This window comes from Micromonospora globispora (assembly GCF_003857015.1).
GTDB lineage: Bacteria > Actinomycetota > Actinomycetes > Mycobacteriales > Micromonosporaceae > Micromonospora > Micromonospora globispora.
Genome location: NZ_QGGF01000462.1, coordinates 1 through 11,596 on the forward strand (window position 1 = coordinate 1; position 11,596 = coordinate 11,596).

At 73.6% G+C, this 11,596-nt stretch carries 13 protein-coding genes and 1 riboswitch; of the genes, 2 read left to right on the forward strand and 11 right to left on the reverse strand.

The genetic code is table 11. The annotated features are described in order from the left end of the window. The 10 genes from DKL51_RS24795 to rpe form a co-directional block, all read right to left on the reverse strand. Positions 1–281 (reverse strand): DMT family transporter (locus DKL51_RS24795; RefSeq protein ID WP_185734914.1); only part of this gene is annotated, 281 nt, incomplete at its 3' end. Beyond that, on the reverse strand, positions 278–1,123 hold the full coding sequence (gene hisG, locus DKL51_RS24800; RefSeq protein ID WP_109944687.1) for an ATP phosphoribosyltransferase: 846 nt from the start codon (positions 1,121–1,123) through the stop codon (positions 278–280). The genes hisG and DKL51_RS24795, both read right to left, overlap by 4 nt. Before the next feature lie 48 nt (positions 1,124–1,171). Then, positions 1,172–1,435 carry a phosphoribosyl-ATP diphosphatase gene (locus DKL51_RS24805; protein WP_036375234.1) on the reverse strand — a complete coding sequence of 88 codons (264 nt, stop codon included), beginning with the start codon at positions 1,433–1,435 and terminating at the stop codon, positions 1,172–1,174. 168 nt (positions 1,436–1,603) lie between these two features. Further along, positions 1,604–2,104: a 6,7-dimethyl-8-ribityllumazine synthase gene (ribH, locus tag DKL51_RS24810; RefSeq protein ID WP_109944686.1), complete on the reverse strand. Its 501-nt coding sequence runs from the start codon at positions 2,102–2,104 to the stop codon at positions 1,604–1,606. Between the two features lie 2 nt (positions 2,105–2,106). Next, positions 2,107–3,372, reverse strand: a complete 1,266-nt coding sequence (locus DKL51_RS24815; RefSeq protein ID WP_109944685.1) for a bifunctional 3,4-dihydroxy-2-butanone-4-phosphate synthase/GTP cyclohydrolase II — start codon at positions 3,370–3,372, stop codon at positions 2,107–2,109. Between the two features lie 76 nt (positions 3,373–3,448). Continuing rightward, entirely contained in the window at positions 3,449–4,144 is a 696-nt protein-coding gene (pnuC, locus tag DKL51_RS24820) for a nicotinamide riboside transporter PnuC (protein WP_109944684.1), read from the reverse strand. Beyond that, on the reverse strand, positions 4,144–4,791 hold the full coding sequence (locus DKL51_RS24825; protein ID WP_109944683.1) for a riboflavin synthase: 648 nt from the start codon (positions 4,789–4,791) through the stop codon (positions 4,144–4,146). The genes pnuC and DKL51_RS24825 overlap by 1 nt, the downstream gene beginning before the upstream one ends. A gap of 1 nt (position 4,792) precedes the next feature. Then, complete coding sequence (gene ribD / locus DKL51_RS24830) at positions 4,793–5,854, reverse strand: bifunctional diaminohydroxyphosphoribosylaminopyrimidine deaminase/5-amino-6-(5-phosphoribosylamino)uracil reductase RibD (protein ID WP_109944682.1); 1,062 nt, start codon at positions 5,852–5,854, stop codon at positions 4,793–4,795. Between the two features lie 166 nt (positions 5,855–6,020). Next, positions 6,021–6,193, reverse strand: a riboswitch (FMN riboswitch). An 80-nt stretch (positions 6,194–6,273) separates the two neighbouring features. Continuing rightward, the gene (locus DKL51_RS24835) at positions 6,274–7,230 is read right to left on the reverse strand and encodes a GGDEF domain-containing response regulator (RefSeq protein WP_109944681.1); all 957 of its coding nucleotides are present in this window, start codon (positions 7,228–7,230) and stop codon (positions 6,274–6,276) included. A gap of 1 nt (position 7,231) precedes the next feature. Then, complete coding sequence (rpe, locus tag DKL51_RS24840) at positions 7,232–7,912, reverse strand: ribulose-phosphate 3-epimerase (protein WP_109944680.1); 681 nt, start codon at positions 7,910–7,912, stop codon at positions 7,232–7,234. Positions 7,913–8,171: 259 nt separating this feature from the next. Between rpe and DKL51_RS24845 the strand changes: the two genes are divergently transcribed. Next, on the forward strand, positions 8,172–9,059 hold the full coding sequence (locus DKL51_RS24845) for a septum formation family protein (RefSeq protein WP_109944679.1): 888 nt from the start codon (positions 8,172–8,174) through the stop codon (positions 9,057–9,059). 85 nt (positions 9,060–9,144) lie between these two features. Further along, a complete protein-coding gene (locus DKL51_RS24850) occupies positions 9,145–10,035 on the forward strand; it encodes a septum formation family protein (RefSeq protein ID WP_109944678.1) in 891 nt (296 codons plus the stop codon). Between the two features lie 132 nt (positions 10,036–10,167). Here DKL51_RS24850 and DKL51_RS24855 read toward each other — a convergent pair. Then, a partial coding sequence (locus DKL51_RS24855; RefSeq protein ID WP_260428661.1) for an RsmB/NOP family class I SAM-dependent RNA methyltransferase occupies positions 10,168–11,596 on the reverse strand: 1,429 nt, incomplete at its 5' end.

Below are 11,596 nucleotides of genomic sequence, written 5' to 3' on the forward strand. Positions count from 1 at the left end.
GCCTGCCGGCTGTGAGGCCGCTGCCGGCCCCCGCCGCGCTGGCCATGGTCGTCCTCGGCGGGGTCGACGCGGTGGCCCTCGGCCAGCCCGGCCCGCATGGAGGGGACGGCCAGCAGCCCGATCGCGACGAGCAGGCTCCCGCCGAGGTTGTTGACCACCGCGCCGAGCACCGGATTGCCGGCCCGCTCGCCCAGCTCGGCGTTGATCGCGCCCTGGGCCGCCGCGGCGACCCCGCCGAGGACGACCATGGCCAGCGCGGCGGGGGCCGGCAGCGGCCTCACAGCCGGCAGGCGTGGATGTTGGTGACCAGGATCGCCCGGGCGCCCAGCTCGTAGAGCTCGTCCATGATCCGGTGCACGTCGTCGCGCTGGACCATGGCCTGGACCGCCACCCAGCCCTCGCGGTGCAGCGGGGAGACGGTCGGGGACTCGATGCCGGGAGTCAGCGAGCTGGCCCGGTCGAGCAGGCCGGCCGGCACGTCGTAGGCGAGCATGACGTACCGCCGGGCGACCAGGACCCCGTGCAGCCGGCGGAGCAGCTGCTCGGCCTGGGCGCAGCCCGGCGCGCCGACGCGGCGGACGAGCACCGCCGAGGAGATCAGCAGCGGCTCACCGATGATCTCCAGCCCGGCCTGGCGCAGGGTGGCCCCGGTGGAGACCACGTCGGCCACCACGTCCGCCACACCGAGGCGGACGGCGTTCTCCACCGCGCCGTCGAGGCGGATGACGTCGGCGCTCAGCTCGTGCTCCGCCAGGTACCGGTTGACCACCCCCGGGTACGCGGTGGCGATCCGGTGGCCACTCAGCTCCTTCGGCGAGGCGATGGTGTCCGGTCTGGCGGCGAAGCGGAAGGTGGCGCCGCCGAAGGCGAGGTCGACGACCTCCTCGGCCCGGGCGCCGGAGTCGACCAGCAGGTCCCGGCCGGTGATGCCGAGGTCCAGGTCACCGGAGCCGACGTAGGTGGCGATGTCCCGGGGACGCAGGTAGAAGAATTCGACGTCGTTGTCCTCGTCGCGGCAGACCAGGTCCTTCGGGTCGCGGCGCTGCTGGTAACCGGCCTCGCGCAGCATCCCGGCGGCCGGTTCGGCCAGGGTGCCCTTGTTGGGGATGGCGACACGCAGCATGTCGGAGTGCTCCTTCGATCGATCTGATGATCAGCGGACGGGGCGCACTCACAGATGTCGGTAGACGTCCTTGAGCTCGAGACCGGTGGCGAGCATCAGCACCTGGGCCTGGTAGAGCAGCTGGGAGATCTCCTCAGCGGCCCGCTCCGGACCCTCGTGCTCGGCCGCCATCCACGACTCGGCCGCCTCCTCGACGACCTTCTTGCCGATGAAGTGCACCCCCTTCTCGAGCGCGGCGACCGTGCCCGAGCCCGGGGTGCCGGCGGCGGCCTTGGCCTGCAGCTCGGCGAACAACTCCTCGAACGTCTTCACGGAAGGCGATTCTTCCAGCCGCCCGGGGTGACCGCGTGCGCCGGGTCCGTCGCGGCGCGACGTCGACCACATGCTGGGCGGAACGGCGGCGGGGCACCTGCCGTCGCCCTCCGGCCGCGGCGACAGGCCGCGGCCGAAGGGCGGCACGCGCTCGGGAGGCGCGCCGGTTCAGCCGCCGAAGCCGACCCGGTGGCCGTAGCTGGCGTCGAGGCCGCGGACGGCCAGGGCGGCGTCCAGCGCCGCGACCGTGGCCGCCCAGCCCTTGTCCTCCGCCGAGCCGGGCAGCCCGGCCCGGTCCCGGGCCTGCTCGACGGTCTCCACCGTGAGCACCCCGTGCGCGACCGGCTTCCCCTCGTCCAACGCGACCCGGGTCAGCCCGTCGGTCACCGACCGGCAGACGTAGTCGAAGTGCGCGGTCGCGCCGCGGACCACCACGCCGAGGGCGACCACCACGTCGCAGCGGCGGGCGAGCGCCTGCGCCACCACGGGCAGCTCCACCGAGCCGGCCACCCGGGCCACCACCGCCCGCGCGCCGCACGCCTCGGCCGCCGCGACCGCCCGGTCGAGCATGTGGTCGGTCAGCTCGCCGTGCCAGCGCGCGGCGACCACGCCGACGGTCATCCCGGCGGCGTCCACCGTCGTCACCCCGGGCTCACCGAAACCCGCCATGTCTACGCTCCGATCTCGTCACCGGCGACCGGGCGGCCCATCGGCGCCTCGGTCACCTCGTCCAGCTCGTCCAGCAGGTGGCCCATCCGGTCCCGCTTGGTGCGCAGGTACCGCACGTTCTCCGGGTTCGACCGGATCGGGAGCCCTTCCCGGCCGCTCACGGTGAGGCCGTAGCCCTCCAGGCCGGCCCGCTTGGCCGGGTTGTTGGTCAGCAGCCGCATGGAGCGGACGCCGATGTCGTAGAGGATCTGCGCGCCGGTGCCGTAGTCCCGGGCGTCCGCGGGCAGCCCCAGGTCGAGGTTCGCGTCGACGGTGTCCCGGCCCAGGTCCTGCAGCTGATACGCCTGGAGCTTGTGCAGCAGGCCGATGCCCCGGCCCTCGTGCCCGCGCACGTAGAGCACCACCCCGCGCCCCTCCTGCGCCACCCGGGCCAGGGCGGCCTGGAGCTGCGGGCCGCAATCGCAGCGCAGCGAGCCGAAGACGTCCCCGGTGAGGCACTCCGAGTGCACCCGGACCAGCACGTCCTTCCCGTCACCGAGGTCGCCCATCACCAGCGCGACGTGCTCGGCGGAGTCGTAGTCGCTGCGGTAGCCGAGCGCCCGGAACACCCCGTGCGGGGTGGGCATCCGCGCGTCGGCGACCTGCTCCACCTGCTTTTCGGTACGCCGCCGGTGGGCGATCAGGTCGGCGATGGTGATCAGGGTCAGGCCGTGCTCGGCGCAGAACTTCTCCAGGTCCGGCAGGCGCATCATGGTGCCGTCGTCGTTGACCAGCTCGCAGAGCACGCCGGCCGGGCGCAACCCGGCCAGCCGGGTCAGGTCGACGGCCGCCTCGGTGTGCCCCGGCCGGCGCAGCACCCCGCCCTCGCGGGCCCGCAGCGGCACCACGTGCCCGGGGCGGGCCAGGTCGGTCGGGTCGGTGGCGGCGTCGGCGAGCAGCCGGATGGTGTGCGACCGGTCGGCTGCCGAGATGCCCGTGCTGACCCCCTCCCGGGCGTCCACGGTCACCGTGTACGCGGTGCCGCGGCGGTCCTGGTTGGTGTGGTGCATGGGCGGCAGGTCCAGCCGGTTGCACTCCGACTCGGTCAGCGGCACGCAGATGTAGCCGGAGGTGTAGCGGACCATGAACGCGACCAGCTCCGGGGTGGCCAGCTCGGCCGCGAAGATCAGGTCGCCCTCGTTCTCCCGGTCCTCGTCGTCGACCACGACGACGGGCCGGCCGGCGGCGATGTCCGCCACCGCCTGCTCGATGCTGGCAAACGCGCTCATGCCGCCACTCCGCTTCGCTCCGTGCCGTCATGAGGCACCAAAGGACTGAGCCTGATGATTCGCTCGCTACGCTCGCTCATGCGACGGCCTCCGAGTAGGTGGGCGGGATCGAGGTGGGGGCCGGCTGGCTGGCCCGGGAGGTACGCCACCAGGCGACCAGGCCCCAGACGCAGAACGCGCCGTAGACCAGGTACATGGCGGCCGACGGGTAGTAGTGGCCGCGCAGCAGCAGCGGGACGCCGACGGCGTCGACGGCGATCCAGATCAGCCAGAACTCGACCCAGCCGCGGGCCATGCCGTACGTGGCGAGGAGGCTGCCGACCAGGATCCAGGCGTCCGGCAGCGGACCCCAGGAGCCGAGCGCGGCGAGCACCGGGTACCCGGCGGCGGTGCCGACGGCCGCGGCGGCCAGCAGGCCGAGGCGTTCCCTACCGGTCGCCCAGCGCGGCGTCACCGCCGGCTGCTCCGCCGCTCCCCCGCGCTGGTTGCGGGACCAGCGCCACCAGCCGTAGACGCTGACCGCGAAGAAGAAGACCTGCCGGCCGGCCTGGCCGTAGAGGTCGTGCGCCTGCGGGGTGGCGAACACGCCGCCGAGGAAGACGGTGAAGAGCAGCGCGTTGCCGATCATGCCGACCGGCCAGGCCCAGACCAGCCGGCGCAGCCCGAGCAGCGCCGAGGCGAGGCCGAAGACGTTGCCGACGATCTCCCGGACCAGCACCGGCGAGCCGGCGACGTGGACCTGGGCGTCGAGCAGCCAGCCGAGCGGGCCCATCACCGGTCACCCCCCGGCACGGCGGCGCCGCCGGGCAGCGCCGGGCCGCCGGCGACGCGGTCGCCGAGGAGCCGCTCGACGTACTTGGCGAGCACGTCCACCTCCAGGTTGACCGGCTCGCCGACCCCCTTGGCGCCGAGGGTGGTCAGCTTGAGGGTGGTCGGGATCAGGCCGACGGCGAACCAGTCGTCGCCGACCGCGGCGACGGTCAGCGACACCCCGTCGATGGTGATGGAGCCCTTCTCCACCACGTACCGGGACAGGGCGGCGGGCAGCCGGAAGCGGACCGTCTCCCACTGCGGGGCGGGCTCCCGGGAGAGCACCTCGCCGACCCCGTCGACGTGCCCCTGGACCAGGTGCCCGCCGAGCCGGCTGCCGAGCGCGGCGGCCCGCTCCAGGTTGACCGGGTCACCGGGGCGCAGCGCGCCGAGCGCGGAGCGGCGCAGGGTCTCCCCCATCACGTCGGCGGTGAAGACGCCACCGTCGACGTCGACCACGGTCAGGCAGACCCCGTTGACCGCGATGGAGTCGCCGTGCCGGGCGTCCGAGGTGACCAGCGGGCCGCGGATGGCCAGCAGCGCGGAGTCACCTCCGGTCTCGGTGGTCCGGACGACCTCGCCCAGTTCCTCGACGATGCCGGTGAACATGTCAGCCCTCCCTTTTCCGGGGCAGCGCGGTGATCCGCAGGTCGGGACCGACCTGCGTAACGTCGGTGATCTCCAGATCGATGACGTCGGCGATGGTGGTCACGCCGGCGTCGAGCAGTGCGGTCGGGCCGTTGCCGAGCAGCTTCGGCGCCACGTAGCCGACGATCTTGTCGATCAGGCCGGCGGCGAGGAACGCGCCCGCCAGCCGGGGGCCGCCCTCCAGCAGGGCCGCCCGCACGCCGCGGTGGTGCAGCTCCGCGAGCAGCGCCGGCAGGTCGACCCGGCCGTCCGGCCCGGCCCCGACCTCCGCGGTGGTGGCAACCCAGGTGCGGGCGGCGCCGTCGCGGACCCGGGCCTGGTCGGGGGTACGCCCCGAGCTGTCCACCACCACCCGCAGCGGCTGCCGGATGGCCAGGGTGCCGTCGCGCAGGTTGCGGGCGGTCAGCCGGGGGTCATCGGCGAGCACGGTGCCCACCCCGACGATCACCGCGTCGACCGTGCCCCGCAGGGCGTGCACGTCGATCCGGGCCGCCTCGGAGGTGATCCACATGCTGGTGCCGTCGGCGGCGGCGGAGCGCCCGTCGAGGGTGGCCGCGTACTTCCAGATCACGTACGGCCAGCCGCGGCGCATCGAGGTCAGCCACGCCACGTTGCCGGCCTCGGCCTCCTCGGCCCGTACCCCGAACTCGACCTGGATGCCGGCGGCGCGCAGCGTGGCGGCGCCGCCGGAAGCGACCGGGTTGGGATCGGGGACCGCGACCACCACCCGGGCGACCCCGGCCTGGATCAGCGCGAGGCTGCACGGGCCGGTGCGGCCGTGGTGGTCGCAGGGTTCGAGAGTGACCACGGCGGTGCCGCCGCGGGCCCGCTCGCCGGCCTGGGCGAGCGCGACGATCTCGGCGTGCGGACCGCCGGCGTACGCGTGGAAGCCCTCGCCGACGACTTCGCCGTCGGTGTCCAACAGCACGCAGCCGACGACGGGGTTGGGGCTGGTGGTGCCGAGTCCCCGGGCGGCCAGCGCGATGGCGCGACGCATCGCCTCGTCGATGGAGACGCTGGCCATCGCCCGTCCCTGCCCTCTCACTCGCCGGTCGCGCGCGGGCGGGGCTGGGAGGCATCGGCACGGTGCCGCAGACAGGCGGCGGCGGAGATCCGGGGACGGCGGTGCCGCCCCGGGGAGCCCAGGCGGCGCTGAGGTGTCAGCGGCCGGCAGGGCCCTCCCCCGTCCCGCGCGCTGTCTCCCATCCGGACTGTCTGGGAGTGGGTCGCCCCGCTCCCAACCGTCGGCCCCGGATTCTCACCAGGTCCACCGTCCGGCCGAAGCCGTCCGGGTCGCGGGCTTACCACGGTCGGACCGTGGATCACCGCCGGTTCGGAATTTCACCGAGCCCCGCCAGCGCGTGGTGGGTACACCGGAAGTCTTACACGCCGGGCCGGGGCCCGCGCCACAGAGGCGAGGTACCTCACAGCAAGACGGCACGATCACGTAACTCCGCGCCGCCGGTCCACCGCCACGTACGACCCGGGTTGGCTCTTGGCGACGGTTTTCATCTCGGATGCCACGGCGATGGCTTCCAGCGGGTTGGTGAAGCGCTTGCCCGAGTCGGAGAGCGAGACGCCGATGGAGAGGGTGACCAGGGCGGCCCGGCGGATGTTGCCCCGGCGGTCCTTCAACTCGACGAAGCCGCGCTCCCGGTCGGTCGGGTCGTAGAGGGCGTCCGCGGCCTTCTCGAAGTCCACCACCGCCCGGCTGGTCAGCGGGCGCACCTGGCTGGGCGTGCAGACGATCACGAAGTCGTCGCCGCCGACGTGCCCGAGGAAGGCCGGCGGCAGCCCGATCGAGACCACCGCCCGGTGCAGGCTGCGGGCCAGCGCGGAGATGAACTCGTCGCCGCGGACGAAGCCGTACCGGTCGTTCACGCTCTTGAACCGGTCGATGTCGATGTAGCCGACGGCGTAGTCGGCGCCGTTGCGGACCCGGTCGCTGATCTCCCGCCGGATCCGGCTGTTGCCAGGCAGCCCGGTGAGCGGGGAGACCTCGCGGAACTCCTTGTTGCGGCGCAGGGTGGAGCTGACCCGGGCCACCAGTTCGGCGGTGTCGAACGGCTTGACCAGGTAGTCGTCGGCGCCGGCGGTGAGGCCGTGCACCTTGTCCACGGTCATGCCCTTGGCGGTCAGCATGATGACCGGCAGGGCGGAGGTCATCGGGTCGGCGCGCAGCCGGCGGGTCAGCTCCAGGCCGTCGATGCGCGGCATCATCAGGTCGACCACGGCCAGGTCCGGCCGTTGCCGCTCGATCATTTCGAGCGCCTCCTGGCCGTCGCTGGCGTGGATCACCTCGAAGCCGTGCAGCCGCAGGTTGAACTCGACGAAACGCGCGATGTCCTCGTCGTCGTCGACGACGAGGATGACGTCGGGTCGCTCGTCCGCCGGGTCCATCTCAGGCCCCGGCGATCGCGCGTTCCGCCTGGGCACGCAGGCGGCGTACCGCCTCGGCCGGATCGTCGGCTCCGTAGACGGCGGTTCCGGCGACGAAGGCGTCCGCGCCGGCGGCGGCCGCCTGCTCGATGGTGTCCGCGGCAATCCCGCCGTCGACCTCGATCCGCAGTTCGAGATGGCCGCTGTCCACGTGCCGGCGGGCCGTACGCACCTTCTCCAGCAGCTGCGGGATGAACCGCTGCCCGCCGAAGCCCGCCTTGATCGTCATGATCAGCAGGGTGTCGAAGCTGGGCAGCAGCTCCAGGTAGGGCTCGATCGGGGTGTCCCGGTCGATCGCCAGCCCCGCCTTCGCCCCGGCGGAGCGGAGGTCCTTGGCGAGGGCGACCGGGTCGTCGCACGCCTCGACGTGGAAGGTGACGTTGTACGCGCCGGCGTCGGCGTACCCGGGCGCCCACCGGCGCGGGTCCTCGATCATGAGGTGCACGTCGAAGGGCAGCTCGGTGGCGGCGCGCAGGCTCTGCACCACCGGCAGCCCGATGGTCAGGTTCGGCACGAAGTGGTTGTCCATGACGTCCACGTGCAACCAGTCGGCGGCGTGCTCGACGGCGCGGACCTCTTCGGCCAGGCGGGCGAAATCGGCGGCCAGGATGCTGGGCGCGACGATCAGCGGCGGTACGGTCACGGGGCCAGTGTACGAACGCGGCCACCCGCCGCCCGCAGCGCGGCACCGGCTGAGACCCGCTGTGACCCAGCGGTGGCTCCCGGTGCATGATCGGCCCTTCCGGTGCGGACATCCCGGACGAGAAGCCATCGATGACTGGCCGATCGACCGAAAGACAGCAACACTCCAACGGGGACGGTCACGTAGGCTGCACGCCCGGCGGCGGGGGACGCCGCACGGGTCGCGGCGACCGGCTGTCAGCTCCCGGAAAGGGCGGACGATGCGACGGTGGCTCGTGGCGCTGGCGCTGGCCGGCACGGCGACGATGGTCCTGGTCGGCTGCGTCCAGCCGCACCGTGCCGACGGCGACCTGGTCGACGACTGGCCCGCCCTGCCGGCGCCCCAGCTGTTCATCCCCGCCACGGACGCCTGCCTGCCCCGGATCACCGTGGTCGTGCAGGCCGGCACGTACGAGACCGTGGACTGCGGGCGCAGCCACCTGGCCGAGGCCGTGCATGTCGGCACCTTCACCGGCCCGGCCGCCGCCGGGGCGCGACCCGAGCCGGGCTCCCCCGCGCTGCGCACCGCCCGCGCCGAGTGCGACCAGCGGGCCCGGTTGGTGATCGGCGGGGACTGGCACTCCGCCCGGCTCACGCTGACCATCGCGGTCCCCTCCGTGACCGCCTGGCTCGCCGGCGCCCGGTGGTACCGGTGCGACCTGAGCGAGACCGACAGCATCGACAACACCCGACCGGTCAACCGGGTCGGCAGCCTGCGCGGCGCGATGATCGGCGACAACCCGCTGGTCCACCGCTGCTTCGACCCCAAGCTGATCGGCAACAACCTCAACTACATGGCGCCGGTGCTCTGTACCGAGCCGCACCGGGCCGAGTTCGTCGGCGTCTACGTCGAACGCGACATGAGCTGGGCGCAGTTCATCAAGGCCCGCCAACAGGTGCACCGGCGCTGCATGGCATTGATCGCGGCTTTCGCCAACGTGCCGAACAACAGCGAGCTGCCGTACCGGGCCGGCTCCATCTTCTACCCGCCGTCGCAGCGGGAGTGGGAGGAGGGCGACCGGGGGGTGCGCTGTTTCCTGTGGAGCGACGACCGGCGGCTGACCCGCTCCATGCGCGGCGCCGGCCCGCAGGGACTACCCGCCAGCTGAGCCGCGGTGCCGTATGCTGCACCGCCGTGGCGTACCGGCGCTCGGAGCCGGTCGGCGCGACCACGGACTGCGGGGAGGTCGGCGGATGCGGCGATGGTGGACGGCGATCGCCGTGGGCGCGGTGGCGGTGCTGGCGCTCGCCGGCTGCGGCGCGCCGGGCGGGGCGGACGGGAACCTGACCGACGACTGGCCGGGCTTCGGCCCGGCGAAGGGTTTCGTGCCGGCGAACGGGGCTTGCCACACCACGGTCCAGGAAGTTGGCTACCTCACCGGCTACAGCCCGGTCGACTGCACCGCCTCGCACCGGGCGGAGACCCTGCACGTCGGTACGTTGACCGGAACGGACGCCGATCGGAGCGCCCCCCCGCGCGCCGGCTCGAACGGGATGCGGACGGCGCACGCGGAGTGCGATCGGCAGGTCAGCAAGGCGGTGGGGGCCGACTGGCGCTCCGGGCGGCTGATGCTAACCGTCATCTTCCCGTCGACGACGGCCTGGACGGGCGGTGCCCGCTGGTTCCGCTGCGACGTCTCCGAGGTGGCCAGCCTGGACGACAACAGCGTCATCCCGCGGAGCGCGTCGTTGAAGAACGCGCTGGCGGCGGGCTCCCCGCTGACCCTCGGCTGCTTCAACCCGAAGCTGTCGAAGGACGACATCGAGGAGATGCGGCCGGTCGCCTGCACGGCGAAGCACCACGCCGAGTTCGTCGGCATCTACCAGGCCCCGGACATCACCTACGCCGAGTTCCAGCGCACCCCCCTGCGGGCGCACAAGGCCTGCCGGGGGCTGATCGCCAAGTACGTCAAGGTGCCGAACAACAGCGACATGCAGTACCGGGCCGGCACGATCATCTACCACCCATACGAGCAGGAGTGGAAGGACGGCAACCGGGGCGTGCAGTGCTTCCTCTGGCTGGACGACCGCACGCTGACCCGCTCGCTGAAGGGCGCCGGCACCAAGGGCCTGCCGATCCAGTGAGCGGGCGGGGTGGGCCGGCCGGCCCACCCCCCCTTTTCGTTCTAGCTGACCTGCAGGGTGACGTCGTCGAGGACGAAGCTGGTCTGCAACGACGAGTCCTCCACGAGCAGGTCAACGGGGAACGTCGGGCGCTCACCCCCGGCGCAGCACCGCCAGGAACATCGCGTCGGTGCCGTGCCGGTGCGGCCAGAGCTGCACCGTGGGGCCGTCACCGAGCCCTGGCATGCCGGCCGGCAGCAGCGGCCGGGCATCGACGAAGTCGACCGGGAAGCCGCACCGGCGGGACGCCTCGGTCACCGTCACGTGCGTCTCCACCGTGTGCGGGGAGCAGGTGACGTAGGCGACCAGGCCGCCGGGGCGGACCGCCCGCAGCGCGGCGGTGAGCAGTTCCCGCTGCAACCGGGTCAGCGGCGGCAGGTCGGAGGGCTGGCGGCGCCAGCGGGACTCCGGCCGCCGGCGCAGCGAGCCCAGACCGGTGCACGGCGCGTCGACCAGTACCCGGTCGAAGTGGCCCTCGGGCAGCTTCGGGTCGGCGCCGACCGTCCGCCCGTCGGTGGCCAGCACAGTCACCGGCAGGCCCTTGGTGGCCTGCTCCACCAGCCGGGCCCGGTGCTCGGCCACCTCGACGGCGGTGAGCCGGGCGCCCCGCTGCGCCGCGATGGCGCCGAGCAGGCCGGCCTTGCCGCCCGGGCCGGCGCAGAGGTCCAGCCAGCGGCCGTCCGGACCGTCCAGCGGCGCGACCGTCAGCGCGTTCGCCACCAGCTGGGAGCCCTCGTCCTGGACGTGGGCCCGGCCCTCGGCCACCGCCCGCAGCTCGCCCGGCGCGCCCCCGGACAGGTAGACCGCGTACGGGGAGAACGCGCCCGGCGCGCCGCCCACCTCGTCGGCCAGCTCGACCGGGTCGGCCAGCCCGGGGCGGGCGCAGAGGTGCACCGGGGGCCGCTCGTTGTCCTCGATCAGCAGCCGTTCCGTCTCGGCCAGGTCCCCGCCGAGCGCCTCCGAGAAGGCGCGCACGATCCACTGCGGATGGCTGTACGCCAGCGCGAGGTGGCCGACCGGGTCGGTCTCCCTGGGCGGGGCGAGTTTCGCCACCCAGCCGTCGACGTCCCGGGTGGCGACCTCGCGGAGCACCGCGTTGGCGAACCCGGTGGCGCCCGGACCGACCGACCGGACCAGGTCCACGGTCGAGGAGACCGCTGCGTGCGCCGGCACCCGGGTGTGCAGCAGCTGGTACACCCCGATCCGCAGCGCGTCCCGGACCGGTGGGTCGATCCGCTCGACGTCCCGCCCGGCGGCGTCCGTGATGATCGCGTCGAGGGTGCCGGTGTGGCGCAGGGTGCCGTAGGTCAGCTCGGTGGCGAAGGCGGCGTCCCGACCGGTCAGCCCCTCGTCACGCAGCATCGTCGGCAGCACCAGGTTGGCGTACGCGTCGTCCCGGTGCACCGCCGCGATCGCCTGGTACGCGACGTACCGGGGCAGGTCGACGGCGGGTCGGGCCGGTCGCCGGCCGGCACCGCGCCGGTCACCGCCGAACTGCCCATCCCGCGGACGCTCCCCGCGC

Excerpts from the sequence above, each read along its gene's own strand:
- hisG (WP_109944687.1), bottom strand. The coding sequence starts at position 1,123 with ATGCTGCGTGTCGCCATCCCCAACAAGGGCACCCTGGCCGAACCGGCC.
- ribH (WP_109944686.1), bottom strand. The coding sequence starts at position 2,104 with ATGGCGGGTTTCGGTGAGCCCGGGGTGACGACGGTGGACGCCGCCGGG.
- DKL51_RS24815 (WP_109944685.1), bottom strand. The coding sequence starts at position 3,372 with ATGAGCGCGTTTGCCAGCATCGAGCAGGCGGTGGCGGACATCGCCGCC.
- pnuC (WP_109944684.1), bottom strand. The coding sequence starts at position 4,144 with ATGGGCCCGCTCGGCTGGCTGCTCGACGCCCAGGTCCACGTCGCCGGC.
- DKL51_RS24825 (WP_109944683.1), bottom strand. The coding sequence starts at position 4,791 with ATGTTCACCGGCATCGTCGAGGAACTGGGCGAGGTCGTCCGGACCACC.
- ribD (WP_109944682.1), bottom strand. The coding sequence starts at position 5,854 with ATGGCCAGCGTCTCCATCGACGAGGCGATGCGTCGCGCCATCGCGCTG.
- DKL51_RS24835 (WP_109944681.1), bottom strand. The coding sequence starts at position 7,230 with ATGGACCCGGCGGACGAGCGACCCGACGTCATCCTCGTCGTCGACGAC.
- DKL51_RS24845 (WP_109944679.1), top strand. The coding sequence starts at position 8,172 with ATGCGACGGTGGCTCGTGGCGCTGGCGCTGGCCGGCACGGCGACGATG.
- DKL51_RS24850 (WP_109944678.1), top strand. The coding sequence starts at position 9,145 with ATGCGGCGATGGTGGACGGCGATCGCCGTGGGCGCGGTGGCGGTGCTG.